Here is a 24,109-nt window from a genome sequence, read left to right as displayed (position 1 = left end):
CCGTTGCGGGCGGCGCACCCGATGGCGCCGCTGCCGCATCGTTGCATGGTGTGCAGGCGGGTACCAGTGCGGTCAGGGCGAGGCCGGCGGCGGCGCCGGGAACAGCGTGCGCAGCGCCTGCAACGCGGCCGGATGATAGATCGTGGCGTGGGTTTCCTCCGGCAACGGCAGGTACTTCACCAGCGGCGACGGCGACGCCTGTTGCAGCAGCGTGGCCAACTGCGCGGCGGACGCAGCCAGCTCTGGCTGCCCACTGCTGGCCAGGAACACGCGCGGCTGCGCACGCGTCACCGCCGGCAGCTGCTTGGCCGCGCCGGCCAGCATTGCGCCACGGTTCCACCACAGGCTGGGGTCCAGCGCGATGTAGCTGTTGAACAGCGTCGGCTCCTGCAGCAGCGTCTCGACCACGAACAGGCCAGCCAGCGACTCGCCGATCAGCGCGCGCTCGTCGGTGGTCGGGTAACGCTGGCGCACCTGCGGCATCAGTTCATCGCGCAGGAAGGTACGGTAGGCCGCCGAGCCGCCGATGCGCGGCGCGATCTTCTGGTCCTGCGGGTCCTTGCTGGGGCCGGTCATGTCGCGGCGGCGCTCGGTGTTCTCGATGCCAACCAGCAGGAACGGACGCATGCTGCCGTTGCCGCTGAGCACCTGCACCAGCCCGGCCACATGCAGGAAGTCTTCGCCGATGCCGCCGTCGGGCATGTAGAGCACCGGTAGCGGTGCCTTCGGGTCCAGCCCCCACGGCTGCGGGCGATAGACGTTGATACGACGGGTCTCGCCCAGCGCCTTCGACTCGATGGTGAAGGTCTCGCCGATGACCAGCGGCGTGGCGGCGGCGGGCGACGCGGATTCGGCGGCCATCAGCGGCGCGGCGGAGACGACGGACAACAACAGCGACAGCACGATCAGACGCATGGGACGGCCCATCCTGGGAAAGATGCCGAGCATAGACCGCCGGAGGCACTGTCGTTCGCGGCACTTTGCCGATCTGCCGGAACTGGAGCACCATGGAGCCGGTGATGGTCATGCAACGGGCACTTTGGCTCAAGGACTGGTCGCCGCCACGCTCATATCCACAAGGAGGTTCCCATGTTGAGTGTATTGATCGCCACCACCCTTGCCGCCGCCTCACCGCAGTCCAGCAGCACTCCGCCAGCATCCGCAGCGTATGCGGACTGCCTGCTCGCCCACCTCCAACCGGGATTGTCCGACCATGCGATCCCGCTGCTGCAGCAGGCCTGCGTCGCGAAGTATCCGGAGAGCTACGTCGCATATTCAGAACTGGAACGCCGGATCAGCGCGCAGCGCCGGGCTGACTTTGACGCGGCTCAAGCGGAAGCCGTGCGTTCCGCGAATGCGGCAGCGACGGCCGCACAGCAAGCTGCCGACGCGGCGGCCGCAAAAGCCAAGGGAATGCGGGCGAAGTAGAGGCCACGGACCAGGGCAACAAAAAAGGCACCGCATTACGGTGCCTTTCTGAATGACCTGGGTCATTGGATGCAATGGTGGGCCGTGAAGGATTCGAACCTTCGACCAAAAGATTAAAAGTCTTCTGCTCTACCGACTGAGCTAACGGCCCATTGCACTGCCCCAGCCTTTCGGCGGGGTGGGCATTCTACCCTACTTTACCGGGCCGGGTGAAACCCTGGTGCGTCGAGGTTGCCGGCCAGCGGCCGGCACTACCCGATCTGGTGAGCCCGCTTAAACCTTCTGGGCCTCACGCGCATCCCAGCTGTGATTCCTGCCCGGAGCCACGGATGCGCCTGCCCTTCTGCCTCATTGCCGCCCTGTTGCTGCCCTGTGCGGCACTGGCCGCCCCATCCCAGGTCGTCACCGACGACATCGGCCGCTTCTGGGCCACTTATGACGCTGTGCGCGCCGAGCCCGACGTTGAACGCCAGGTCGCACTGGTGCAGGAGCGCTACATCGATCCAGGCAGCCCCGGCCTGCATGCGCTGATGCAGGTCCGTAACTACACCGCCCGCGAATACGCCGAGGCCATGCGTGCGTGGCCGCGCTTCTGGACGTCGGTACGCCCATTGACCGCCAACGCGCAGCAGGCCAGCGCCACACTGGAACGGGACCTGGCCGCCTTCCGCACGCTCTACCCCGCCCTGCGCCCGGCCACCATCACCTATGCCGTGGGCGTGCTGCGTACTGGCGGGACCACGCTGGGTGACAAGGTACTGATCGGTGCGGAGATGGCGCTGGGCGATGAGCGCGTGGACGTGAGCGAGTTGCCGGCGAAAATGCGCGATCGCCTGCGGATCTTCTATGACAGCCGTCCGGGGGCGAACAACGCGCAGAACAACCTGCACGAGTACGTGCATACCCAGCAGCGCGAGACTACCGGCAGCCTGGCGCAGTACGCGGTGCGCGAAGGCGTGGCGGAGTATGTGGCCGAACGGCTGAGCGGGCGTCGGCCGGCGTTGCCGCTGTACAGCTACGGGCCCGCGCACGAAGCGGAAATCCGCACGCGTTTCGTCGCTGAAATGGACGGCGGGGATCTGGACAACTGGCTGTACAACAGCGCCCGTAATCCGTTCGGGGTGGGTGATGTGGGGTACTACGCCGGCTACCGCATCGCGCAGGAGTACATGCGCCAGCAAGCCGACGAGAAAGCCGGTGTCGCGCGGATGATCGAGCTGGACTATGCCGATCCGAAGGCGGTGCGGATGTTTATTGAAGCGTCGGGGTGGCTGCGGCAGCGGTAGCGCCGGGCCATGCCTGGCGGGTCAGGGAGTGCGAACCAACGGTTCGCACCCACCAGAGTCAGACCTACCCGGCGGGTCGGGGAGTGCGAACCAAGGTTCGCACCCACCGAGGAGCAGTTCGCACCCACCATCTGGGAATTCACACCCATCAGGGAAGCCGGCCAGCGGCCGGCACTACCAGGGGCGATCAGGCGTACAGCGTCGGGTCCGGCACGCCGGCTTCGGCGAAGCCCTGCGCGCGCAGGCGGCAGGCATCACAGTGGCCGCAGGCGGCGCCGTTGGCGTCGGCGTTGTAGCAGGACACGGTCAGGCCGAAGTCCACGCCCAGGCGCACGCCTTCGCTGACGATCTGGCCCTTGCTGAGGAACTGCAGCGGCGCGTGTACCTTGATGCCCGCACCTTCCACGCCCGACTTGGTGGCCAGGTTGGCCAGCGCCTGGAACGCGGCCACGAACTCGGGGCGGCAGTCCGGATAGCCGGAATAATCCACGGCGTTGACGCCGCAGAAGATGTCGTTGGCACCGAGCACTTCGGCCCAGCCGAGGGCCAGCGACAGCATGATGGTGTTGCGCGCCGGTACGTAGGTGACCGGAATGCCGGCACCGCCGGCCTCGGGCACGTCGATGTCATCGGTGAGCGCCGAGCCACCGATGCTGCGCAGGTCCACGTCCACGGTCTTGTGCGCGACCACGCCCTGGGCCTTGGCCACGCGGGCGGCAGCATCCAGTTCGGAGGTATGGCGCTGGCCGTAGCGCACGCTCAGGGCATGCACGGCGAAGCCCTGTTCCTGGGCCATGGCGATGACGGCGGCTGAATCCATGCCGCCGGAGAGAAGCACGACTGCCTTCTTCATGGGTAAAACATCCGGTTGGGAGGGGAAAGCCAGCACGCTGTCCCGCGCCGGAGCTACATCAGGGAACGCCGCGCGGGCTCATCGGCCCGGCTCGTCGTTCCACAGGATTTTATGCAACTGCATCTGGAAGCGCACCGGCAGGCGGTCTTCGACGATCCAGTCGGCCAGCTGCCGCGCGGTGATCTCGCCCTTGCTGGGCGAGAAGAACACGGTGCAGCGCTTCACCAGCTCGTGCTCGGCGACCAGAGCCTTGGCCCAGTCGTAGTCCCCGCGGCTGCAGATGACGAACTTGATCTGGTCGCGTGCGGTCAGCAGCGGCAGGTTTTCCCAGCGGTTGCGCGCCGCTTCGGCCGACCCCGGGGTCTTGATGTCGACCACGCGCGATACACGCGGGTCCACCGCGCTGACGTCCAGCGCGCCGGAGGTTTCCAGCGAGACGTCCACGCCGGCGTCGCACAGCTTCTGCAGCAGCACCAGGCAGCGTTTCTGCGCCAGCGGCTCGCCGCCGGTCACGCAGACGTGGCGCACGCCCTGGGCCAACACCTCGGCCACGATGTCGTCGATGTCCCACCAGGTGCCGCCATGGAAGGCATAGGCCGTATCGCAGTACTGGCAGCGCAGCGGGCAGCCGGTCAGGCGCACGAACACGGTCGGCCAGCCGGCGGTATCGGCTTCGCCCTGCAGCGAGGTGAAGATCTCGGTGATCTTCAGGCGCGGCAGCGGCGACTGCACGATGTCGCTGGGGGTGGCGACGGCGTTGGACGGGGTAACGGCGGTCATGGCAAACAATTCTTCATGGGACGGGCGACCGATTTATCGGCGCCGGAAACGAAAGCAGCCGAGCATGGGCTCGGCTCTACAGGAGGCTGCCGGAAATCAGCCCGGCGCCAGGGTACGCATTGTACGCCCGGTCAGCGGATCAACGGATCTGCTTGCCGAGGCGGATGGACTGCAGCCGATCCTGGGCGGTGCGCGCGGCGTCCGAGCCCGGGTACTGCGCCACGACGCTCTCCAGCGTCTGCTGGGCCTGGTCGACCTTGCCCTCGCCATACTGCGAGAGGCCAACCTTGAGCAGGCCGCCAGCGGCCTTGTCGTGGGTCGGATAGCGCGCGAGCAGTTCACGGAACTGGGTCTCGGCCATCGGGAAATTGCGGGTGGCGTAGTAGCTCTCGCCCAACCAGTACAGCGCGTTCGGCGCGTAGACGCCGTTCGGATACAGCTGCAGGAAGCTCAGGAAAAGCTGCGCCGAATCATCGTACTTGCCGGCCTTCAGCGAGTCGAAGGCGACGTTGTAGGAGGTGCGCTCGTCGCCGGTGGCGGCAAGGCTGCCGGCATCACCATGGACGGAAGGCGGCCGCTCGGAAGTGGCCGCCGCTGCGGGTTTTGCCGGGGCCGGTGCGGCCTTCGGCGCGCTCGCCGGAACGGGCGGCAGGGCCGGGGCCGCATTGCCCCCTTCCAACCGGTTCAGGCGGCTGTCCAGATCCAGGTACTGGTCCTGGGCGGACTGCTTGAGCTGGGCGTTGTCGTGCTGCAACTGCTCGATCGAGGCCTGCAGGCTGGTGACCTGCTGCCGCAGCTGGTTGATCTGGTTCAACAGGTCCTGGTTGGCACTGTTGTTGTACATCTGCTGCTCGAGCGCGCCGACACGGTCAGCCAGGCTCTGTCGCTGTGCATGCGCCGGTGCGGCAGCCACGAGGGCTGCCGCAACGACCAGCATCAGTTTGATGCCAATGCGCATGGATTACTGCGCGGTGTAGACGATTTCGACGCGACGGTTCTGCGACCAGCAGGACTCGTTCGACTCGGTGCAGACCGGACGCTCTTCACCGTAGGAAACGACGGTCAGCTGCGAAGCCGAGCCACCGTTGGCCTGCAGGGCCGAGTTGACGCCGTTGCCACGACGCTCACCAAGGGCCTGGTTGTACGCGCGCGAACCGCGCTCGTCGGTGTGACCCTGCAGGGTGATGCGCGAGGACGGACGGTCACGCAGGTACTTGGCGTGGCACGCCATGATGGCCTGGAATTCCGGCTTCACGTCTTCCTTGTCCAGGTCGAAGTAGACAACGCGCTGGCGCAGGCAAGCGTCGGTATCCAGGTCGCCCGGGCCGTACAGGCCCGAGGTCGACGGACCGGTCGGGGTGGTGGTCGAGGTGCCGGTGTCGACCGGGGCTGCCGGCTCTTCCTTCACCTTCTTCGAGCAACCGGCCAGGACGGCCACAGACAGCAGGGAAACAAGCAGAACGCGGGTGGACTTGTTCATGGCGATACCTTTGTGGCTCCTAGGCCGATGAGGGGTTCAAGACAACGAAAATATTAACACTCTTTTAGCGCTGGGTACGGTATGGGGACCATGCCGGCTCGCGCACATCACCATCGGCCAGGACCAGGCGCTGGCGAACCCGCGCATCGGCCGAGACGGCATACAACACACCACGGCCACCTTCGCGGGCGGCGTACAACACCATGCTCGCGTTGGGCGCAAAGCTCGGCGATTCATCCAGCGAGCCCGGGGACAGCGTGCTCCAGCGCGGCGAACCCAGCGAGCTGTCCATCATCGCGATCTTGTAGCTGTTGCCCGAGCCCTGGGCGACGGCGATCTTCTTGCCGTCGTAGGACACCGAGGGCTTGGCATTGTAGTTGCCCTGGAAGGTCACGCGCTCGGCGCTGCCGCCGCCCGCGCCGACCTTGTAGACCTGCGGACGGCCGCCGCGGTCGGAGGTGAAGTACACCGCGCTGCCGTCCGGCGCCCAGGTCGGCTCGGTATCGATGGCGAAGTGGTTGGTCAGCTGGGTCAGCTGCTTGCTGCCCAGGTCCATCACGTAGATTTCCGGGTTGCCCGAACGCGACAGGGTCAGGGCCAGCTTGCGGCCGTCCGGCGAGAACGCCGGGGCGCTGTTGATGCCGCGGAAGCTGGTGACGAGCTCACGCGCGCCGGTACCGATGTTCTGGATGTAGATGGCCGAATTGCCACGCTCGAAGCTGACGTAGGCCAGCTTGCTGCCATCCGGGCTCCACGACGGCGACAGCAGCGGCTCGGCCGAACGCACGATGGTCTGCGGATTGAAGCCATCGGAGTCGGCCACCATCAGCGCGTAGCGCATGGCGTCGCCCTTGCCGCTGGCGGTCACGTAGGCGATGCGGGTCCAGAAGGCGCCGCGCACACCGGTGATCTTTTCGTAGATGGCGTCGGCCATCTGGTGGGCAACGTCGCGCATGGCGTTGCCACGGGCGGTCATCGCCAGGCCCAGCAGGCGCTCGCCCTTGGGTACGTCGAACAGTTCGTACTCGACGCGGTAGGCGCCGGCACCGGCGTCGAGCACGCGGCCGACCACGATGTAGTTCTGCTTCAGCGCGCGCCAGGTGGCGAACTGGATGTCGCCGCCGCGCACCGGCTTCTCGACGATCTGCGCTTCGGGCAGCGTACGGAACTGGCCCGAACGCTCCAGGTCGGCACGGACCACGCCGGCGACGTCGGTCTGCGGTGCAGCCGACGACCCCTGGTAAGGCATCGGCACGATGGTGATCGGCAGCGCGGAAGCATTGCCGCCGATGATGTCGATATCCAGCCCCTTCTGCTGCGCGACGGCAGCAAAGGGCAGCAACAGGGCCGCAAACACGGCAAGCCAGCGAGGCATCTTTTTCATGGAGCGCTCAATAGGGGGAAACCGGAACGAGGGATAACAAAGCGGCAGTGAACCGCTTCGCAATCATGAACCAAGGGTACGTGAATTCCGGGTCAGTTCCAGCCCGTCCTCTCACGCACCGTTAACGTCGTGGCTAACATCGCGCCCATGTGCCCCGTCACGCCGCCCTGCGGGGCGGTGTCCGACAGCAGCCCACAGCCTGCCCGGCCGAGACCTGGCCTGCCAGAGGCAAGCGCGACATCCGTGGACGCGGGCAGCGGAGAGCCACCCTGCCCTGCCCGCCTCAGCGATCCTGGGCGGTGAAGGTGAAGTTGAGCGTGCGTGCGAACACCGACTCGAAGCCGCGGTACGGCAGCGGCTGCGCGTTGAGCACGGCGGCCTCGATCGAGCGCTTGCCGGCCTCGTCGTACGGGCAGTTCGGGCTGACCTTGGCCTGCATCACCGTACCACCCGGAATCTGGGTGATGGTGATCTGGCAGCGCTGGCCCAACGGCACCGTATCCGGGCGCACCCACTGCGACAGCACCTTGGCCTGGATGGCGGCTGCGTACTTGGCCGAAAGGTCGTCGCTGTTGCCACCGCCACCGGCGGCCGGCTGCGAGGCACCACTGGAACCGGCAGCGGCACTGCCGGCGGCATTGCGCGCGGCGGCCACCTGGCGCAGCTTCTGCTCGGCCAGCTTGGCTTCCTTCTCGGCCTGCTCGCGGCGGGCACGGATCTCGGCGATCTTCTTCTGCTTCTCGGCCTCGGCCTTGTCAGCGGCCACGCGCTCCTGCTCGGCCTGCTTCTTCTTCTCGTCCGCTTCCTGCTGCTTGGCCAGGCGCAGCTTCTGCTCGGCTTCCTCCTGGCGCTTGCGTTCGGTCAGGTCGATCTGTTCCTGGCGGCGCTTGGCTTCCTGTTCCTGCTTGGCCTTCTCCTGGGAGATGGCCAGCGCACTCACCGCTTCCTGATCCTTGGTATCCGGCTGCGCGACACGCTCCTGCGCCTGTTGCTGCTGCGGCGTGGGGGCGTCCTGTGGGCGCGGTTCCGGGATCGGCTGCGGCGGCGGAATGGTGTCTTCCGGCACCGGGATGGGCTCGGCCACCGGCGGCGGCAGGTCTTCCAGCTTTTCCGACTGGCGCAGGGCCTGGCGCGCAGCGGAGGCCTCCGACGCAGACAGCGCCAGGCTGGCCTCGACCGACGGATCGCCGGCGGCGGCGTCGGTGTTGCGCTCGGGCGACCAGAACCAGGCCACGATGAAGACCAGCGCGACCAGCAGGTGCACCAGCAACGCCAATGCCAGGGGCAGGCCCCAGCCGGGTTCGCGCTGATGCGGGGGTGGCAGGGCGTCAGCGTGCATCGGTGGCCAGGCCTACCTTGTCTACCTTGGCGCGCTTGATCACATCCATCGCGGCAATGACCTTTTCATAGGCCACGGCACGGTCGGCGGCGACGATCACGCGCACGCCCTTGTCCTGGGCGGCGATGCCGGCCAGGCGGCCTTCCAGTTCCTCGGCCGACACGGCGGTCGGTTCCTTGGCATCGGGCAGCTTCAGGCTGAGCTGGCCGTCCTGGCGCACCGAGACGATCACCGGGTCCTGCTTGCTCTCCAGCGCCTTGGCGTTGGACTGCGGCAGGTCGACGTCGAAGCTCAGGGTGAGCAACGGCGCGGTGACCATGAAGATGATCAGCAGCACCAGCATGACGTCGATGTAGGGAACGACGTTGATTTCCGATTTCAGCTTGCGGCGCTTGCGGCGACCGATGGCAGCGGACATGGCTTGGACTCCCGGGTCAGGCGCTTACTCGTCGCCAGCGCTCTGGCGCTGCAGGATGGAGCTGAACTCTTCGGCAAAGGTCTCGAACCGCACCGACATGCGCTCAACGCGCGTGGTGAAGCGGTTGTAGGCCCACACCGCCGGGATCGCCACGAACAGGCCGATGGCGGTAGCGAACAGTGCCTCGGAGATGCCCGGCGCGACGGCGGCGATGCCGGCCTGCGCACCACTGCTGATCATGTCGTGCATGGTCACCATGATGCCGAACACGGTGCCGACCAGGCCCACGTACGGCGCGGTCGAACCGATGTTGGCCAGCAGTTCCAGGTTGCGCTCGAGCTGGTCCACTTCGCGGGTATAGGTGGTGCGCATCGCGCGCTGCGCGCCTTCCAGCTGTGCGCGGCCATCCAGGCGGCGCTTGTCACGCAGGCGGGTGTATTCGCGGAACCCTGCTTCGAAGATGGCTTCCAGGCCGGTCACGCTGCGGCTGCGGTCGGTGGCCGCGCTGTACAGCTTGCCCAGGTCCGCGCCGGACCAGAAGCGGTTCTCGAACTCGTCGGCTTCGCGGGTGGCCTGCTTGAACACGCGGGCCTTGCGGAAAATGATCACCCAGCTGACGAACGAGCCGACCAGCAGCAGCAGCACGATGATCTTCACCGGCAGGCTGGCCTTGGCCATCAGTTCGAGGTAGTTGATGCCGCCGCCGGTGGTGGCCTGGGCAAGGGTCTGTGTCGCGGCGTTGCTGACGTCGGCCGGCAGTGCCTCGGTGACCGTGGCCTGCAGGGCCAGGAGCGTTGCGATCATCCGTTGTTCCTCAGTGTTCGGATTCGGGGTGGAGGTGGGGTTGCAGCACGGCAAGGACGGCCTCGTCCATGCCACGCGGGCGGAAACTGGCCGCGTCCAGTGCGGCGATGCGGGCCTGGGCCGACAGCAGCAATTCGCCGTCGCGCAGGATCTGCTGGTCGAAGACCATGCTGGCCTTCTTCAGCTGGACCAAACGGGCGCTCACCTGCAGGGTGTCATCCAGCCGTGCCGGCCTGATGAAATCCATCTGCATCGAGCGCACCGCGAAGACCATCCCGTGCTCGGCGCGCATGCGCTCCTGGCCGTAGCCGAGCGAACGCATCCATTCGGTCCGGGCCCGTTCCATGAAGGCCACGTAGCGGGCGTGGTAGACCACGCCGCCAGCGTCGGTATCTTCCCAGTAAATGCGTGTCGGCCAACTGAATAGTGGCTCAACCGACATCGGGAACCTCCGCGAACAGGTCCTGCGGCGGGTTCTTCGGCTTCAGACCCATGTGCCGGTAGGCCTTGTGGGTGGCCATGCGGCCACGCGCGGTACGCACTAGGAAGCCCTGCTGGATCAGGTACGGCTCGACCACGTCTTCCAGGGTGCCACGCTCTTCGGACAGCGCCGCGGCCAGCGATTCGATGCCGACCGGGCCACCGTCGAAGTAGTCCACCATCGTTTTCAGCAGGCGCCGGTCAAGCTCGTCGAAGCCTTCCGGGTCGACCTTGAGCATCTTCATCGCGGCCTGGGCCACGGGCTCGTCGATGTGGCCACCGGCCTTGACCTGCGCATAGTCGCGCACGCGTCGCAGCAGGCGGTTGGCGATACGCGGGGTACCACGCGCGCGGCGCGCGATCTCCCCTGCCCCATCGGCGGTGCAGTCGATGCCGAGGATGCTGGCGGAGCGGCGCACGATACGGGTCAGTTCCTCGACGCTGTAGAACTCCAGGCGCTGGACGATGCCGAAGCGGTCGCGCAGCGGCGCGGTCAGCAGGCCGGCGCGGGTGGTGGCGCCGATCAGGGTGAACGGCGGCAGGTCGATCTTGATCGAGCGGGCGGCGGGGCCCTCGCCGATCATGATGTCGATCTGGAAATCTTCCATCGCCGGGTACAGCACTTCCTCGACCACCGGCGACAGGCGATGGATCTCGTCGATGAACAGCACGTCGTGCGGCTGCAGGTTGGTCAGCAGCGCAGCCAGGTCGCCGGCCTTTTCGATCACCGGGCCGGAGGTCACGCGCAGGGCCACGCCCAGTTCGTTGGCGATGACATGGCTGAGGGTGGTCTTGCCCAGGCCCGGCGGCCCGAAGATCAGTACGTGGTCGAGCGCGTCGCCACGCCCCTTGGCCGCCTGGATGTAGATTTCCATCTGCTCGCGCACCGGCACCTGGCCGAGGTAGTCGGCAAGGCGCTTGGGGCGGATGCTGGCGTCGGCGGCGTCATCCTCGCGGGTGGCGCCGGCGCCGATGATGCGGTCGTCGGTCATGTGCTGATTATGCGGCAAAAGTGCGGGTTTCGGCCGGGCTGCGCCCGGCGCCCGCAGAGGCAACTGCAACAGCAACTGCCGGAGCAACAGCCAAAGCTGGCTTCCTGGGGGATGGCGGGGTGGGTCCGGTTGCGGGGGACGCTGCAAGTACGTCCATGTAAGCTCGGTCGCCGCATCCATGCGGCTCACGCCCCCCGCAACCGGACCCACCCCGCCTTCGACAGATCTGCGCAATCTGCCGGAATGGCATGGCCTGTTCTTGGTGGGTGTCGACCTTGGTCGACACGGTAGATCCACACCGTGCGTGGATGGCGCTGGATGGAACGAACCGAACTCGGGGTCAGAGCCCTTTTCCTGCGGAAAAGGGATCCGACCCCGCGCGGTCAGATCTCCACCTGCGCGCCGAGTTCGACCAGGCGGTTGCCCGGAATCCGGAAGAAGCCGGTCGCGGGCGCGGCATTCCGATGCATCAGCGCGAACAGCTTGTCGCGCCAGATCGGCATGCCGCGGTTGGCGGTGGCCACAATGGTTTCGCGGCTGGCGAAGAAGGTGGTGTCCATCGGGTCGAAGTAGATGCCACCGTGGTCACACGAGCGCATCAGCGCCAGCGGCACGTCCGGGGTTTCCATGAAACCGAAGCGCACATAGACCCGGTAGAACTCGTCGCCCACCGACTCGATCTTCAGCCGCTGCCCTTCCATCGCATAGGGAATGGGCAGGGTTTCCACGTGCAGGAACACGTTGCGCTCGTGCAGCACCTTGTTGTGCTTGAGGTTGTGCATCAGCGCGTGCGGGGCCACGGTCGGGTCGGCGGTGAGGAACACCGCGGTGCCCGGTACGCGTACCGGCGGTGCCAGCATCAGGCCCGGCAGGAAGGTGTCCAGGCGGATGCCGTCCTTGCGGATCTCATCACGCAGCAGCTCGCGGCCACGCCGCCAGGTGCGCATCATGGTGAACAGGAAGATGCCCAGCACCACCGGGAACCAGGCGCCCTGCAGCAGCTTGGCGCCGTTGGCGATGACGAAGCCAAGGTCGATGATGAAGAACACCACGCACAGCGGCAGCAGCCAGCCACGCGACTTCGGCCACAGCGAACGTGCCACCACCGCCAGCAGCAGGGTGTCGATCAGCATCGTGGCCGACACCGAGATGCCGTAGGCCACGGCCAGGTTGGACGAACTGCGGAACGCCAGCACCAGGCCGAACACCATCACCGCGATGCCCCAGTTGATGCCCGGGATGTAGATCTGGCCGATGGTGTCGTGCGAGGTGTGCTTGATGCGCATGCGCGGGATGTAGCCCAGCTGCATGGCCTGGCGCGAGACCGAGAACGCGCCGGTGATGACCGACTGCGAGGCGATCACCGCCGCCATGGTGGCCAGGATGATCATCGGGTACAGCGCCCACGAGGGCACCGCCTCGAAGAACGGGTTCTTCAGGGCCTCGGGGTGGTTGAGCACCAGTGCGCCCTGCCCCAGGTAGTTCAGCACCAGGCACGGCAGCACGAAGAAGTACCAGGCGTGGCGGATCGGGCGCAGGCCGAAGTGGCCCATGTCCGCATACAGCGCTTCGCCGCCGGTCACCGCCAGCACCACTGCACCGAGAATGAAGATGCCGTGCCAGCCGTGCTCCATGAAGAAGCGGATGCCCCACCACGGGTTGAAGGCCTTCAGCACCTCGGGCGCATCGACAATGTTGTAGATGCCGATCGCCGCCAGCGATACGAACCAGATTGCCATGATCGGGCCGAACGCCTTGCCGATCTTCTCGGTACCGAAGCGTTGCGCGGCGAACACTGCCAGCAGCACCACCAGGGTGACCGGCACGATGAAGACATGCAGTCCGGGCGCGGCCACCTCCAGGCCTTCGACCGCACTGAGCACGGACATGGCGGGGGTGATCACGCCGTCGCCAAAGAACAGCGAGGCGCCGAAGATGCCGAGGATGCCCACCACATAAGCCGAGCGCGAGCCATTGCGCAGCGTGCGCTGGGTCAACGCCATCAGCGCCATGATGCCGCCCTCGCCATCATTGTCGGCGCGCATGATGATGGTGACGTACTTCAGGGTCACCACCAGGTTCAGCGCCCAGAAAGCCAGCGACAGCACGCCCAGCACGGTATCGTGGTCGCTGTTGAGCCCGTAGTGCGGCGAGAACGCCTCCTTCAGGGTGTACAGCGGGCTGGTACCGATATCGCCGAAGACCACGCCGATCGCACCGATGACCAGCGCCAGTCCTCCAGCGGAGGGGGCGTGGCCATGGCCGCCGGGGGCGGCTGCGTGCGGGGTTTGACTGCTGGACATGGGACTCCTGGCGAAGCTCAGGCGGTTTGTTGAAGGAAAGGAAGGCGGATCAACGCAGCGCCGACTGCAGCGCCTTGCGGATCACGGTGGCCACTTCGTCGCCTTCATTGAAGGCATCACGGGCCATGCGCGCGGCTTCGGCCGGCTTGTAGCCCAGCTGCTGCAGGGCCACGGTGGCGTCGGACAGCGGATCGGCCGGGGCCGGGCCGCTGCCGGTGGGCAGCGCGCCGCCGGCACCGAACTGGGCCGCGCGGTCACGCAGCTCCAGCACCATGCGCTCGGCGGTCTTCTTGCCGATGCCCGGAATGCGGGTCAGCGCGGTGATGTCACCGGCCTGGACCATGCGCGCAAACTCCTCGACGGTGACGCCGGACAGCACGGCCAGCGCGATCTTCGCGCCGATGCCACTGACCTTCTGCACATCGCGGAACAGGCGCCGCTCGCCCTCGCGCAGGAAGCCGTACAGCGAGACGCTGTCTTCCTTCTGCGAGTAGTGGGTGTACAGGGTGACCTCGCGGCCGAGCTCGGGCAGGTCGTAGAAGGTGCTCATCGGCGCCTCCAGTTCGTAGCCCACTCCGTTCACGTCCACCACCAGCCACGGCGGCGCCTTGTAGGCGACGATGCCGCGCAGTCGACCGATCATTGCGTGCAGCTCCTCATTTGCGGCCCCATGCCTGGCGGGCACTGAGCCCCAGGCGGTTGGCCGTCGCCCTTACGTGGGCATGGGTGATCGCCACCGCCAACGCGTCGGCCGCGTCGGCCTGCAGCTTGATTTTCAGGTTGAGCATGAGCCCGACCATGTGTTGAACCTGTTGCTTTTCGGCGCCACCGCGCCCGACAACCGCCAGCTTGATCTCGCTGGCAGCATATTCGTGCACCGGCAGGTCGCGCAGCACCACCGCCGAGATCGCCGCGCCACGGGCCTGGCCCAGCTTCAATGCCGAATCGGGGTTGCGGGCCATGAACACGCGTTCGATGGCCACTTCCTGCGGCTCATACTCGCGGCACAGGTCGGCCAGGCCCAGCACCAGCAGCTTCATGCGCTGCGGGAAGTCGTCAGCGCCCAGCAGCACCAGCGGCTGGTGGTGCACGTAGCTGACGCGGCCGGTGGCATCGACATCAATGATGCCGACCCCGGTCCGCTGCGAACCGGGGTCGATGCCGAGGATGCGGGTCATGCTGCACTCCTGGCGGGGCGGAACGGAATGCGCTGGCAGGCGTATGGGCTCATGACTGTCCGCGGTGACCGTTCAACGGCCCGCGCCCAGGCCGTCGAAGACGGCTCAGGCGTAGGCGTCGGCGCCGAGCTCGGCGTTGGAATACACGTCCTGCACGTCGTCCAGGTCTTCCAGCATGTCCAGCAGCTTCTTGACCTGCAGGGCGACCTCGCCCTCGACCTTGATGTCGTTATCGGCGCGGAAGGTGATCTCGGCGTGGTCGGCGACATGGCCAGCGGCGGTCATCGCGTCCTTGACTGCGCTGAACGCGTCAGGGCTGGTGACCACATCGATCGAGCCATCGTCCGGATAGACCACGATGTCATCAGCGCCGGCCTCGATGGCCGCCTCGGTGATGGCTTCCTCGTCGGCACCCGGGGCGAAGCTGAGCACGCCCAGGCGCTTGAACATGAAGGCCACCGAGCCTTCGGTGCCCATGTTGCCGCCGCACTTGCTGAACGCATGGCGGACATCGGCCACGGTGCGCACGCGGTTGTCGGTCAGGCAGTCGACGATCACGGCCACGCCACCCGGGGCATAGCCTTCGTAGCGGATTTCCTCGTAGTCGACGCCTTCCAGTTCACCGGTGGCCTTCTTGATGGCGCGCTCGATCACGTCCTTGGACATGTTCACGGCCAGGCCCTTGTCCACCGCCACGCGCAGGCGCGGGTTGTTGTTGGGGTCGCCTCCACCGCCGCGCGCGGCAACGCCGATCTCGCGGATGATCTTGGTGAAAATCTTGCCGCGCTTCGCGTCGGACGCGTTCTTGCGGGCTTCGATGGAGGGGCCTCTACCCATGGGTGCTACCGTCTGGCTGCTTCAGGATCAAGGCGCGGATTCTACCTGATCGGGGACGGCAACCGTGTCTAGGGCGGAGAGATGCCGTCGGGCATGGCCCGGCGAAGCGCGTGCGAACCAACGGTTCGCACCCACCAGGGCAGGACGGTTCGCACCCACCGAGGTAGTCCGGTCGCACCCACCAGGGCAGGACGGTTCGCACCCACCGAGCCAGGGCGGTCGCCCCTACCAGATTACGCGGCGGCGGCGTCGCGGCTGTGGTCGAACTGGCCGTGGCGCAGGAAATGCGCGGTCTGCCGCGCGGCATCGGGCGACACGACCAGGCCGCTGTGGCTGGTGCGCACCACGCAATGGTCGGCCAGGCCCGGCAGGCGGGTCTCGGCCAATGCCACGGTGCCGTCGGAGGCATCGTCGATGGCGCCCAGCAGGCTGCCCAGCCCATGCGGCACCGAACCGGCGATCAGCCCGACCTCGGCCTTGCCCTGCCAGTCCGGCAGGCCGTCCAGCAGCAGCTCGCTGCTGCGCCCCAGCGCCAGGCCCCAGCCATGATCGGACAACGAGCGCGCGGTGCCACTGCCGCGCAGCGGCGAGCCCAGGCAGACCACGCGCTGCACCGGCAGCTGCGGATTGCGCCGCAGCGCTTCCAGCGCCAGCAGCCCGCCCAGGCTGTGGCCGACCAAACTCAGCGGGCCGGCGTCGGCCAGCCGCTCCAGCAGCTGCGGTACGGCCACGTCCGGGCCACCGAACACCGAGGAATAACCAAACGCGTGCACCTGGAAGCCGCGCGCGCGCAGGCGCCAGGCCAGCGGTCCGACCCAGGCGCGGGCATTCCAGATGCCATGCAGCAGCAATACGGGGGGAGTCATGCAAACAGCCTGGCGGTCAGCGGGGCAGGAACGTACGGTGATTGAACACGCGCGCGCAGCAAGCGGCAGTGAACATCAGGCCGCGCGCGGTGCGCGGCGCAGGATGAATTCGAGATCGTTCGTGTCGCCCACCGGGAACAGGTATTCGCCGGCCTTCTCGAAACCGTAGCGGGCGTAGAAGCGCTGTGCGCCGAAGTTCTCCGACCACACGCCCAACCACAGGGTGCGCGGGCCCTCGTGTTCCAGCCAGGCCAGCGCGGTTTCCAGCAGGCGGCTGCCCCAGCCGCAGCTTTGCTGCGTCTTGATCAGGTACAGGCGCTTGAGTTCGCCGTCACCGGGCTTCACGTCCGGGTGCGGCAGGCCACAGGGACCGGCGGCGGCATGGCCGACCGCCTCCCCGTCCAGCTCCAGTAGCCACACCGCGTAATCCGGGTGGGCCAGGATCACGCGCTGGCGCTCGACCGTGTAGGCCTCCTCAAGGAAGGCCTGCAGGTCCTGCGGCGGATACAGATGGCCGAAGGTTTCGGTGAACGTGCGGGCGGCCAGCGCCGACAGGGTCGGCGCGTCGTCCACGGTGGCGCGGCGGATGGAATACATGCAGCAAGTTGACGTCAGCGCGAAGGGGCGGTCAAGCCTTTTCCGACGATTCCGCTTCTTCGTCTTCCTCGTCCTCTTCCTCGTATTCCTCTTCGTCCTCGTCTTCCTCGCCTTCCTCGTCCTCGTCGTACTCTTCCTCTTCGTCGTCCTCGTAATCCTCGACGCCGAAGTCTTCTCCATCCCAACGGCCTTCGCCGTCGGCGACGAAGGTCAGGGCCATCGCGGCCGGGTTGGTACCGACGCGGACCAGCCAACCGCCGAACACGCGTGCACGCTCGGTGACCAGGTTGGCCTCGGAGCCTTCATTGCCCAGCTTTTCCCACTCCAGCGAAAACGCAAACTCGGTCATTGCCTGGATCTCCTGATCAGTTGGTCTTGGGGCGAACCTGGATGTGCACTTCGGCCAGCTGCGCGTCGACGATCGGCGACGGCGCGTCGGTCATCAGATCCTGTGCACCAGTGGTCTTCGGGAACGGGATGACGTCGCGGATCGACTCGGTGCCGGCCATCAGCGCGGCGATGCGGTCGATGCCGAAGGCGATGCCACCGTGCGGCGGCGCGCCGTAGTTCAGCGCGTCGAGCAGGAAGCCGAACTTGGCACGGGCTTCTTCGGCACCGATGCCCAGCAGCTCGAACACCGCGCTCTGCATGTCCGGACGGTGGATACGGATCGAACCGCCGCCGATCTCATTGCCGTTGAGCACCATGTCGTAGCCGCGCGAAACGGCGGTACGGGCATTGGCGCGCAGGTCGGCGATGTCGTCCACGGCCGGTGCGGTGAAGGGGTGATGCAGGGCGACGTAGCGCTGTTCTTCCTCGTCCCACTCGAACATCGGGAAGTCGGTGACCCACAGCGGCGCCCAGCCGTCGGCGACCAGGCCGAAGTCCTTGCCGGCCTTCAGGCGCAGCGCGCCCATGAAGTCGGAGACCTTGTTGTAGCCGCCGGCACCGAAGAACACGATATCGCCGTTGCCGGCGCCGACGTGGGCGACCAGCGCGGCGAACGACGCTTCGCTGAAGAACTTCTGGATCGGCGAGCTGATTTCGCCGTTGTCGGCGATCTTGATGTAGGCCAGGCCCTTGGCGCCGTACTTGGCGGCATGCGCGGCGTATTCGTCGATCTGCTTGCGCGACAGCGACGCACCGCCCGGGATGCGCAGCGCAGCGACGCGGCCCTCGGCATCATTGGCCGGGCCGGTGAACACCGGGAACTCGCTGTCCTTGACCAGTTCGGCCACGTCCACCAGCTCCAGCGCGATGCGCAGGTCCGGCTTGTCCGAGCCGTAGCGGCGCATGGCCTCGGCCCAGGTCATGCGCGGGAAGCTGGCATCCAGCTGCACGTCCACCACTTCCTTGAAGATGGCGCGGATCATGTCCTCGACGAAATCCTGCACGTCGCGCTCGCGGACGAAGGCGAATTCCATGTCCAGCTGGGTGAATTCCAGCTGGCGATCGGCACGCAGGGCCTCGTCGCGGAAGCAGCGCGCGATCTGGTAGTAGCGGTCGAAGCCGGCCACCATCAGGATCTGCTTGAACAGCTGCGGGCTCTGCGGCAGGGCGTAGAACTCGCCTGGGTGCATGCGCGCCGGCACCAGGAAGTCGCGTGCGCCTTCCGGGGTGGCCTTGGTCAGGATCGGGGTTTCGATGTCCTGGAAGCCCTTTTCGTCCAGGTGGCGGCGCAGCGCCTGCACCAGCTTGATGCGGGTGCGCTGCATGCGCTGCATTTCCGGGCGGCGCAGGTCCAGGTAGCGGTACTTCAGGCGGGTTTCCTCGCCCGGGTTCTCATGGGCGTGGAACGGCAGCGGCGCAGCCTTGTTCAGGACGGTGATGGCGGTGGCGATCACTTCCACCTTGCCGGTGCGCATCTTGTCGTTCACCGCGTGGCGGGCGCGCACGACGCCTTCCACCTGCAGCACATCCTCGTAGCCCAGCGACGCGGCCACCGCGAACACTTCGGCATTGTCGACCTCCACCGTCACCTGCACGATGCCTTCATGATCGCGGAGATCGATGAAGCAGACGCCGCCCTGGTTACGGGCCACGTCGGTCCAGCCGGCGAGGGTGACAGTCTGGCCAATCAGGGTCTCGTCGACCAGGCCGCAGAAGTGGGTACGCATGGGGGGAAGCTCCGCTGGAGAACGCCGGCACCGGATGGGGGCCGGAAAGCCTCGTATTCTGCGGCCGAGGCCCCGGCTGGGGCAAATCCGGCCAGTCACACCGGCTTGATCGTCCCCCTCCCTATAGTCGGGCACCTGCCACCGTATGGGATGCCGCCATGAAACCGCTGTCCCTGGCCAGCCTGGCCGTGACCCTCAGCCTGGGTGCGCTGGGCACCCTTGCCCTGCCCGCTCCGTCCGCCTCTGCGCAGAACGGGGTGATCCGCTGCGAAAGCCAGAGCAACCGCGAACGGGTCTGCAACACCGGCTGGCGCGGCGCGCAGCTGGTCCGCCAGTTGTCTGGCAGCCCCTGCGAGGAAGGGCGCTCCTGGGGCAGCCGCAATGGCAGCATCTGGGTCACCAACGGTTGCCGCGCCGAGTTCGTCGAGGCCCGTGGTGGCTGGGGCGGCGGCAATGGCGGTGGCTGGGGAGGCAACAACGGTCGCCCCGGCGAGACCATCCGCTGCGAAAGCCAGAACAACCGCGAGCGCAGCTGCCAGGTCGGCTGGCGCAATGCCCGCCTGGTCCGCCAGTTGTCCGGCAGCCCTTGCGACGAGGGCCGTACCTGGGGTGTGCGCAAAGGCGCGGTATGGGTCAGCAATGGCTGCCGCGCCGAATTCGCCGAGGCCCGCGGCTGGGGCGGTGGCGGTGGCGGCTGGGGCGGTGGCAACAGCAACTATTCCGTCACCTGCAGCAGCAACAACAACCGCTCGCAGACCTGCGACTGGGATGAGCGCCAGGGCCGGCCGGTGCTGCAGCAGCAGTTGTCGGGCAGCGTCTGCCAGGAAGGCCGCAGCTGGGGTTACTCGCGTGGTCAGGTGTGGGTGAGCAACGGCTGCCGGGCGCGCTTCGGCACGCGGTGAGTGCAGGGTCGGGGTCAGAGCCCTCCGCAGGAGGGATCCGACCCCGGGATCACGGCGCGGGTGCTGTGTCGTCGCCCCACGGTGGCGGTGGCAGTTCGACCGGCTTGCTCAGGTCGAACTGGACGCGGAAGCGGCGGCCGTCCGGGCGCGTCAGTTCGTAGACGAACGTCTGGTCCGGATCGATCTCCATTGCCCAGGTGTTGTGCGTGGAAGCCAGCATGTCGGCACGGCGGAACATCGCCACCGAATCGGCATCGGCCGGGAACTGCTGGCGCTCGGCGGTGCCCGGCGGCGTGCTGTCGCCACCGTACAGGGTGATCGCGTCGGGGCTGCCGTCTTCGTGGCGATGGTCGTGCTTCAGCCGCAGCCCGTTCGGCGTGCGGGTCAGCACCCAGGTCCGCGAGTGGTCATCACCGACATGGAACGGGATGCGCAGCTCGTGCGCCGGGTCGGCGCAGCCGCGCACATGCATGACCAGGCGCTGCCCGGCGAACGGATCCTTGGAGGTCGGTGCAGGCGTGTCCTCCACCACCTTGCCGACGTAGGCCTGGCCGCAATGTGCGGCGACGGCGGCCATGAACGCATCGGCCGGTGCGGTCGCCAGGTCATGAGCGACTGTATCGGAGCGCTGCGTGCACGCAGCGAGGCTGAGCAGGAGGGCGGCAGTAGTGGCAACGGCAATCGGTCTCATGCCCCAACCCTAACGGCCATGGACGATGGGCGCAAACCGCGCGCCAGTCCCGCTCAGCGCTCGGCAGACGGTGCTGCCGGCAGTGCTTCGGTCGCCGCCACCGGTGCGGCCTCGCCCTCGCCGGCCGGCTCCTGCTCCACCGGATCAACGTCAAACGGTGTACGGAACACCAGCGACGGCAACAGCGTGGTCAGCGCCGCGTACAGCAGCAGCGCACCGAACAGCACCGCCGGAATCTGGAAGCGCTCACGCATGATCGCCGCCAGCACCAGGGTGAAGATCAGCGTCGGTGCCAGCGCCAGCGAAACCCGCAGGCTGCTGCGGAAGCTCTCGCCGAACATCACCCGGCGCTGCAGCCAGACCACGCCGATGCGCAGCGGCAGCACCACCAGGGTGATCACGATGCCCAGCCCCAGCGCCTCGAAGCTCAGCGCTTCGGCGGGCACCTTGGTGCCGGCGTTGAAGAAGTAGAACGGCACGAAGAACGAGGCGAACAGGCGCAGCGCGTGCAGGTTCTCGTGCGAGGCCAGCAGCGGCATGCGCTGGTGCAGCAGGCGCGCGACCAGGCCGGCGATGAACGCGCCAACCAGGTAGTACACGCCCAGCAGGTAGGTGATGTAGGCCGCCACCATGCCAACCATCACCAGCAGCGAGAATTCCGAGCCCGGCGCGTGCGGTGCCACCCAGCGGCCCAGCGCGATGAACAGCAGCGGCAGGCCGATCATCATCGCCAGCAGTGCCAGGCTGGACAACGCCATGTGCCCTGGGTCACCGGCCTGCAGCACGATGAACAACGCCGCCAGCGCCAGCAGTTCGCCGGCGATGGCCTTGCTGGTCACCCAGAACCGCTCGTCTTCGCTGAGGCCAAGCCGCGACAGCGAGTCCATGATGAAACCCGTGGACGGCGTCAGCAGCGCCAGCGCCAGCAGGCCGGCGGCCTGCCACGGCAGCCCCGCATAACGCCAGGCCAGCCAGCCCACGCCGAACAGCGTGCCGGTACGGATCACCAGGTGCGCCAGCAGCGGCCACATGCCACGGCGCAGCGCCTGCAGGTCCACTTCCAGGCCGGCGAACAGGAACAGCGAGGAAATGCCCAGCGTGGCCAGCAGGCCGATCACCGCATCATGGGCCTGGTCGCCCAGCCAGAGCATGCCGATGATGCCGAACAGCAGGCAGGTCAGCGGCGCGGGCAGGCTGAAACGCTGCAGCGCGCGCGGGATCACCAGCAGCGCGAAGATCAGCAGCAGGTAGATCAGTTCATGGCTCATGGGGACTTCCGTGTGGTTCGAACGCGCGCAGGATGCGCGCGCCGAACCGATCCGGCAAGCCGCGTTTGAATGACCCCGGTTACCTCATCCGATCAACCGGTCGGCAATCCGCCCCACCTGTGCCAGCACGCTAGCGCGTTGCTCGTAGCTGATCGCACCTGCCTGCAGATAAGCCGTCAGCACCCACGGGGCGCCCCCGGCTACGGGCCACAGCACGGCGATGTCGTTGCGCGCGTCTTCACCATTGCTGCCGGTCTTGTCACCCACGCGCCAGCGCTTGCCCAGGCCCGCGCGCAGGCAGGCGTCGCCGGTTTCGTTGTCGATCAGCCAGTCGGCCAGCTGCTGCCGCGAAGCCGGTTGCAGTACCTCGCCCAACACCACGCGCTGCAGGGTCGCGGCCATCGCCGCCGGCGTGGTGGTGTCGCGCGGGTCGCCCTTGGCAAAGCTGTTCAGCTCCGGCTCCAGGCGGTCACTGCGGCTCACCGTGTCGCCGCTGGCGCGCAGGAACGCGGTCACTGCGGGCGGGCCACCGACCACGCCGAACAGCAGGTTGGCGGCGGTGTTGTCGCTGGTGATGATCGTGGCACGGCACAGGTCGCGCACGGTCATGTCCTTGCCGGCGTGGCGGCGGGTGACCGGTGCATGCGAAAGCAGATCGGCCTCGCCCACCGGCACGCGCCTGTCCAGCAATGCCGGCATGCGTTCGGCCTGGCTGAGCACGGTGGCCGCCAGCATGCTCTTGAAGGTGCTGCACATCGGGAAGCGCTCGTCCTGGCGATGACTGATGCGGCGACCGCTGGCAGTGTCCAGCAGGGTCACGCCGAGGCGTCCGGCGCAGGCCTTTTCCAGCGCGGCGAAATCACTGGCGGCGGTGATGGCGGCATCGGTGGGTGCGTTGGCGGTGGCCTTGCCCGCTGCACGTGCCAGCAGCGGCAAGGCAAGCGAGGAAGCCACGGCGGCACCACTGAACTGCAGGAATCGGCGACGGGCGAGCATGCGGGTTCTCCTGGGGGACCGCTCGATTATTGAAGCCTTGATCGGGGGCGACCAGCGCAAAAAATCTGCGAGAGACATTAGTTCAATTAATGTCTGACGCATTCAACCCCTTAATTTTCCGAAATGTCTCGTTGAAGCGTTAGGATCATCCATCACTCCAGCTCACGACTGCGCGATGTTGCACCCTACCCTGCCACTGAACGCGCTGCGCGCCTTCGAGGCCGCCGCCCGCCACCAGAACTTCACCCGTGCCGCGCTGGAGCTGTGTGTCAGCCAGGCCGCACTGAGCCACCAGATCCGTGGACTGGAGGACCGGCTCGGCATCCGCCTGTTCCATCGCCTCCCGCGCGGCGTGGCGCTCACCGATGAAGGCGCGGCCCTGTATCCGGTGCTCAACGAATCGTTCGAGCGCATCTCCGCCAGCATCGCGCGTTACACCGGCGGACCTGCGCGTGAAGTGCTGACCCTGGGCGTGGTCGGCACCTTCGCCACCGGCTGGCTGCTTCCACGGCTGGCCGCGTTCGAGGCAGCGCACCCGGACATCGAGCTGCGCCTGCAGACCCACAACAACCGCATCGACCTGGCCGGAGAAGGGCTGGACCTGGCGATCCGCTTTGGTGATGGCGACTGGCAGGGCCAGGCGTGCACGGCGATCCTCGACGCGCCGTTTGCACCGCTGTGCGCACCGGCGCTGGCGCGGCGCCTGAAACAGCCACGCGACCTGGGCACGCTGCCGCTGCTTCGTTCCTACCGCAGCGACGAATGGCCGCGCTGGCTGCAGGCGGCCGGGGTCAGCGGCGTGGAAGCGCGCGGGCCGGTATTCGATTCCTCGTTGACGGTCGCGATGGCGGCCGCCGGTGGCGCCGGTGTGGCCTTGCTGCCGCTGCGCATGTTCGAGCAGGAACTGGCCGAGGGTCGCCTGCTGCAGCCGTTCAGCACCACGCTGGAGCTGGGGCGCTACTGGCTGACGCGGCTGCGATCGCGTGCCGAACGTGAGCCGGCCAGGCGCTTCCGCGAATGGCTGCAGGCACAGGGCGGGTAGGCAGTGCCGGCCGCTGGCCGGCAATCCCTTGATCGTTGTGGGCGCATCGCGCTGCCGGCCAGCGGCCG

Annotated in this window: 26 protein-coding genes and 1 tRNA gene; 4 read left to right on the top strand and 23 right to left on the bottom strand. The window is 67.2% G+C overall.

Features of this window, described 5'->3' with window-relative positions:
- Positions 1-72: 72 nt before the first annotated feature.
- Positions 73-915, bottom strand: coding sequence for an alpha/beta hydrolase (locus tag AC5P78_RS13760; protein ID WP_164222442.1), 843 nt, complete (start codon positions 913-915; stop codon positions 73-75).
- 174 nt (positions 916-1,089) lie between these two features.
- Between AC5P78_RS13760 and AC5P78_RS13755 the strand changes: the two genes are divergently transcribed.
- Positions 1,090-1,428, top strand: a complete 339-nt coding sequence (locus tag AC5P78_RS13755) for a hypothetical protein (RefSeq protein ID WP_005410743.1) — start codon at positions 1,090-1,092, stop codon at positions 1,426-1,428.
- A 75-nt stretch (positions 1,429-1,503) separates the two neighbouring features.
- On the opposite strand, the gene AC5P78_RS13750 is transcribed toward AC5P78_RS13755, so the two are convergent.
- Positions 1,504-1,579 (bottom strand) — tRNA-Lys (locus AC5P78_RS13750).
- A gap of 178 nt (positions 1,580-1,757) precedes the next feature.
- Between AC5P78_RS13750 and AC5P78_RS13745 the strand changes: the two genes are divergently transcribed.
- Positions 1,758-2,714, top strand: a complete 957-nt coding sequence (locus AC5P78_RS13745) for a DUF2268 domain-containing putative Zn-dependent protease (protein WP_005410744.1) — start codon at positions 1,758-1,760, stop codon at positions 2,712-2,714.
- Positions 2,715-2,901: 187 nt separating this feature from the next.
- Here AC5P78_RS13745 and queC read toward each other — a convergent pair whose 3' ends face one another.
- The 18 genes from queC to aspS all read right to left on the bottom strand — a co-directional run bounded on the left by queC (position 2,902) and on the right by aspS (position 19,142).
- Entirely contained in the window at positions 2,902-3,567 is a 666-nt protein-coding gene (queC, locus tag AC5P78_RS13740) for a 7-cyano-7-deazaguanine synthase QueC (protein WP_005410745.1), read from the bottom strand.
- Between the two features lie 78 nt (positions 3,568-3,645).
- A complete protein-coding gene (queE, locus tag AC5P78_RS13735) occupies positions 3,646-4,347 on the bottom strand; it encodes a 7-carboxy-7-deazaguanine synthase QueE (RefSeq protein WP_414498328.1) in 702 nt (233 codons plus the stop codon).
- Between the two features lie 139 nt (positions 4,348-4,486).
- Positions 4,487-5,305, bottom strand: coding sequence for a tol-pal system protein YbgF (gene ybgF, locus AC5P78_RS13730; RefSeq protein ID WP_005414274.1), 819 nt, complete (start codon positions 5,303-5,305; stop codon positions 4,487-4,489).
- A gap of 3 nt (positions 5,306-5,308) precedes the next feature.
- Positions 5,309-5,827 carry a peptidoglycan-associated lipoprotein Pal gene (pal, locus tag AC5P78_RS13725; protein WP_005410748.1) on the bottom strand — a complete coding sequence of 173 codons (519 nt, stop codon included), beginning with the start codon at positions 5,825-5,827 and terminating at the stop codon, positions 5,309-5,311.
- A gap of 64 nt (positions 5,828-5,891) precedes the next feature.
- The gene (gene tolB / locus AC5P78_RS13720; RefSeq protein ID WP_005418511.1) at positions 5,892-7,211 is read right to left on the bottom strand and encodes a Tol-Pal system beta propeller repeat protein TolB; all 1,320 of its coding nucleotides are present in this window, start codon (positions 7,209-7,211) and stop codon (positions 5,892-5,894) included.
- 283 nt (positions 7,212-7,494) lie between these two features.
- Positions 7,495-8,550, bottom strand: a complete 1,056-nt coding sequence (tolA, locus tag AC5P78_RS13715; protein WP_005410750.1) for a cell envelope integrity protein TolA — start codon at positions 8,548-8,550, stop codon at positions 7,495-7,497.
- Positions 8,540-8,968, bottom strand: a complete 429-nt coding sequence (gene tolR / locus AC5P78_RS13710; protein ID WP_005410751.1) for a protein TolR — start codon at positions 8,966-8,968, stop codon at positions 8,540-8,542. Before tolR ends, tolA begins: the two co-directional genes overlap by 11 nt.
- A 24-nt stretch (positions 8,969-8,992) precedes the next feature.
- Entirely contained in the window at positions 8,993-9,772 is a 780-nt protein-coding gene (gene tolQ / locus AC5P78_RS13705) for a protein TolQ (RefSeq protein ID WP_005410752.1), read from the bottom strand.
- A gap of 10 nt (positions 9,773-9,782) precedes the next feature.
- Positions 9,783-10,214, bottom strand: a complete 432-nt coding sequence (gene ybgC / locus AC5P78_RS13700) for a tol-pal system-associated acyl-CoA thioesterase (RefSeq protein ID WP_049406848.1) — start codon at positions 10,212-10,214, stop codon at positions 9,783-9,785.
- Positions 10,204-11,244: a Holliday junction branch migration DNA helicase RuvB gene (ruvB, locus tag AC5P78_RS13695; RefSeq protein ID WP_005410754.1), complete on the bottom strand. Its 1,041-nt coding sequence runs from the start codon at positions 11,242-11,244 to the stop codon at positions 10,204-10,206. The genes ybgC and ruvB overlap by 11 nt, the downstream gene beginning before the upstream one ends.
- A gap of 383 nt (positions 11,245-11,627) precedes the next feature.
- Positions 11,628-13,547 carry a potassium transporter Kup gene (locus AC5P78_RS13690; RefSeq protein ID WP_005410755.1) on the bottom strand — a complete coding sequence of 640 codons (1,920 nt, stop codon included), beginning with the start codon at positions 13,545-13,547 and terminating at the stop codon, positions 11,628-11,630.
- A 49-nt stretch (positions 13,548-13,596) separates the two neighbouring features.
- Positions 13,597-14,190 carry a Holliday junction branch migration protein RuvA gene (gene ruvA, locus AC5P78_RS13685; RefSeq protein WP_005410756.1) on the bottom strand — a complete coding sequence of 198 codons (594 nt, stop codon included), beginning with the start codon at positions 14,188-14,190 and terminating at the stop codon, positions 13,597-13,599.
- A 13-nt stretch (positions 14,191-14,203) separates the two neighbouring features.
- Positions 14,204-14,725 (bottom strand): crossover junction endodeoxyribonuclease RuvC, encoded by a 522-nt coding sequence (gene ruvC, locus AC5P78_RS13680; protein ID WP_005410757.1) that lies wholly within the window; start codon positions 14,723-14,725, stop codon positions 14,204-14,206.
- 105 nt (positions 14,726-14,830) lie between these two features.
- Positions 14,831-15,562 (bottom strand): YebC/PmpR family DNA-binding transcriptional regulator, encoded by a 732-nt coding sequence (locus AC5P78_RS13675; protein WP_005414277.1) that lies wholly within the window; start codon positions 15,560-15,562, stop codon positions 14,831-14,833.
- A 233-nt stretch (positions 15,563-15,795) separates the two neighbouring features.
- A complete protein-coding gene (locus tag AC5P78_RS13670) occupies positions 15,796-16,428 on the bottom strand; it encodes an esterase/lipase family protein (RefSeq protein WP_049396250.1) in 633 nt (210 codons plus the stop codon).
- A 75-nt stretch (positions 16,429-16,503) separates the two neighbouring features.
- Positions 16,504-17,025, bottom strand: a complete 522-nt coding sequence (locus AC5P78_RS13665) for a GNAT family N-acetyltransferase (protein WP_005410760.1) — start codon at positions 17,023-17,025, stop codon at positions 16,504-16,506.
- Between the two features lie 31 nt (positions 17,026-17,056).
- Positions 17,057-17,374, bottom strand: coding sequence for a hypothetical protein (locus tag AC5P78_RS13660; protein ID WP_005410761.1), 318 nt, complete (start codon positions 17,372-17,374; stop codon positions 17,057-17,059).
- A gap of 16 nt (positions 17,375-17,390) precedes the next feature.
- Positions 17,391-19,142, bottom strand: a complete 1,752-nt coding sequence (gene aspS, locus AC5P78_RS13655; RefSeq protein WP_005414279.1) for an aspartate--tRNA ligase — start codon at positions 19,140-19,142, stop codon at positions 17,391-17,393.
- Positions 19,143-19,300: 158 nt separating this feature from the next.
- Here aspS and AC5P78_RS13650 point away from each other — a divergent pair, with 158 nt between their 5' ends.
- Entirely contained in the window at positions 19,301-20,044 is a 744-nt protein-coding gene (locus AC5P78_RS13650; RefSeq protein ID WP_241876052.1) for a DUF3011 domain-containing protein, read from the top strand.
- A 49-nt stretch (positions 20,045-20,093) separates the two neighbouring features.
- On the opposite strand, the gene AC5P78_RS13645 is transcribed toward AC5P78_RS13650, so the two are convergent.
- The 3 genes from AC5P78_RS13645 to blaL2 form a co-directional block, all read right to left on the bottom strand.
- The gene (locus AC5P78_RS13645) at positions 20,094-20,735 is read right to left on the bottom strand and encodes a hypothetical protein (protein WP_099527675.1); all 642 of its coding nucleotides are present in this window, start codon (positions 20,733-20,735) and stop codon (positions 20,094-20,096) included.
- Between the two features lie 53 nt (positions 20,736-20,788).
- Complete coding sequence (locus tag AC5P78_RS13640) at positions 20,789-22,003, bottom strand: cation:proton antiporter (RefSeq protein ID WP_005410765.1); 1,215 nt, start codon at positions 22,001-22,003, stop codon at positions 20,789-20,791.
- 84 nt (positions 22,004-22,087) lie between these two features.
- Positions 22,088-22,999 (bottom strand): L2 family extended-spectrum class A beta-lactamase, encoded by a 912-nt coding sequence (blaL2, locus tag AC5P78_RS13635; RefSeq protein WP_005414283.1) that lies wholly within the window; start codon positions 22,997-22,999, stop codon positions 22,088-22,090.
- 175 nt (positions 23,000-23,174) lie between these two features.
- On the opposite strand from blaL2, the gene ampR reads away from it, so the two are divergent.
- Positions 23,175-24,041: a LysR family transcriptional regulator AmpR gene (ampR, locus tag AC5P78_RS13630; RefSeq protein WP_005410767.1), complete on the top strand. Its 867-nt coding sequence runs from the start codon at positions 23,175-23,177 to the stop codon at positions 24,039-24,041.
- Positions 24,042-24,109: the final 68 nt, after the last annotated feature.

The sequence above is a fragment of the Stenotrophomonas sp. YJH_SMC_133 genome (assembly GCF_059370655.1).
The sequence above is the reverse complement of the archived record's forward strand: the minus strand, read 5'-3'. Positions and strand labels throughout refer to the sequence as shown.

Coding starts and splice junctions, on each gene's coding strand:
- AC5P78_RS13660 (WP_005410761.1), bottom strand. CDS start 17,374: ATGACCGAGTTTGCGTTTTCGCTGGAGTGGGAAAAGCTGGGCAATGAA.
- AC5P78_RS13675 (WP_005414277.1), bottom strand. CDS start 15,562: ATGGGTAGAGGCCCCTCCATCGAAGCCCGCAAGAACGCGTCCGACGCG.
- pal (WP_005410748.1), bottom strand. CDS start 5,827: ATGAACAAGTCCACCCGCGTTCTGCTTGTTTCCCTGCTGTCTGTGGCC.
- ruvA (WP_005410756.1), bottom strand. CDS start 14,190: ATGATCGGTCGACTGCGCGGCATCGTCGCCTACAAGGCGCCGCCGTGG.
- ruvC (WP_005410757.1), bottom strand. CDS start 14,725: ATGACCCGCATCCTCGGCATCGACCCCGGTTCGCAGCGGACCGGGGTC.
- AC5P78_RS13665 (WP_005410760.1), bottom strand. CDS start 17,025: ATGTATTCCATCCGCCGCGCCACCGTGGACGACGCGCCGACCCTGTCG.
- ampR (WP_005410767.1), top strand. CDS start 23,175: ATGTTGCACCCTACCCTGCCACTGAACGCGCTGCGCGCCTTCGAGGCC.
- ruvB (WP_005410754.1), bottom strand. CDS start 11,244: ATGACCGACGACCGCATCATCGGCGCCGGCGCCACCCGCGAGGATGAC.
- AC5P78_RS13760 (WP_164222442.1), bottom strand. CDS start 915: ATGCGTCTGATCGTGCTGTCGCTGTTGTTGTCCGTCGTCTCCGCCGCG.
- tolB (WP_005418511.1), bottom strand. CDS start 7,211: ATGAAAAAGATGCCTCGCTGGCTTGCCGTGTTTGCGGCCCTGTTGCTG.
- blaL2 (WP_005414283.1), bottom strand. CDS start 22,999: ATGCTCGCCCGTCGCCGATTCCTGCAGTTCAGTGGTGCCGCCGTGGCT.
- queC (WP_005410745.1), bottom strand. CDS start 3,567: ATGAAGAAGGCAGTCGTGCTTCTCTCCGGCGGCATGGATTCAGCCGCC.
- ybgC (WP_049406848.1), bottom strand. CDS start 10,214: ATGTCGGTTGAGCCACTATTCAGTTGGCCGACACGCATTTACTGGGAA.
- tolR (WP_005410751.1), bottom strand. CDS start 8,968: ATGTCCGCTGCCATCGGTCGCCGCAAGCGCCGCAAGCTGAAATCGGAA.
- aspS (WP_005414279.1), bottom strand. CDS start 19,142: ATGCGTACCCACTTCTGCGGCCTGGTCGACGAGACCCTGATTGGCCAG.
- AC5P78_RS13650 (WP_241876052.1), top strand. CDS start 19,301: ATGAAACCGCTGTCCCTGGCCAGCCTGGCCGTGACCCTCAGCCTGGGT.
- AC5P78_RS13640 (WP_005410765.1), bottom strand. CDS start 22,003: ATGAGCCATGAACTGATCTACCTGCTGCTGATCTTCGCGCTGCTGGTG.
- queE (WP_414498328.1), bottom strand. CDS start 4,347: ATGACCGCCGTTACCCCGTCCAACGCCGTCGCCACCCCCAGCGACATC.
- tolA (WP_005410750.1), bottom strand. CDS start 8,550: ATGCACGCTGACGCCCTGCCACCCCCGCATCAGCGCGAACCCGGCTGG.
- AC5P78_RS13755 (WP_005410743.1), top strand. CDS start 1,090: ATGTTGAGTGTATTGATCGCCACCACCCTTGCCGCCGCCTCACCGCAG.
- tolQ (WP_005410752.1), bottom strand. CDS start 9,772: ATGATCGCAACGCTCCTGGCCCTGCAGGCCACGGTCACCGAGGCACTG.
- AC5P78_RS13645 (WP_099527675.1), bottom strand. CDS start 20,735: ATGAGACCGATTGCCGTTGCCACTACTGCCGCCCTCCTGCTCAGCCTC.
- ybgF (WP_005414274.1), bottom strand. CDS start 5,305: ATGCGCATTGGCATCAAACTGATGCTGGTCGTTGCGGCAGCCCTCGTG.
- AC5P78_RS13745 (WP_005410744.1), top strand. CDS start 1,758: ATGCGCCTGCCCTTCTGCCTCATTGCCGCCCTGTTGCTGCCCTGTGCG.
- AC5P78_RS13670 (WP_049396250.1), bottom strand. CDS start 16,428: ATGACTCCCCCCGTATTGCTGCTGCATGGCATCTGGAATGCCCGCGCC.
- AC5P78_RS13690 (WP_005410755.1), bottom strand. CDS start 13,547: ATGTCCAGCAGTCAAACCCCGCACGCAGCCGCCCCCGGCGGCCATGGC.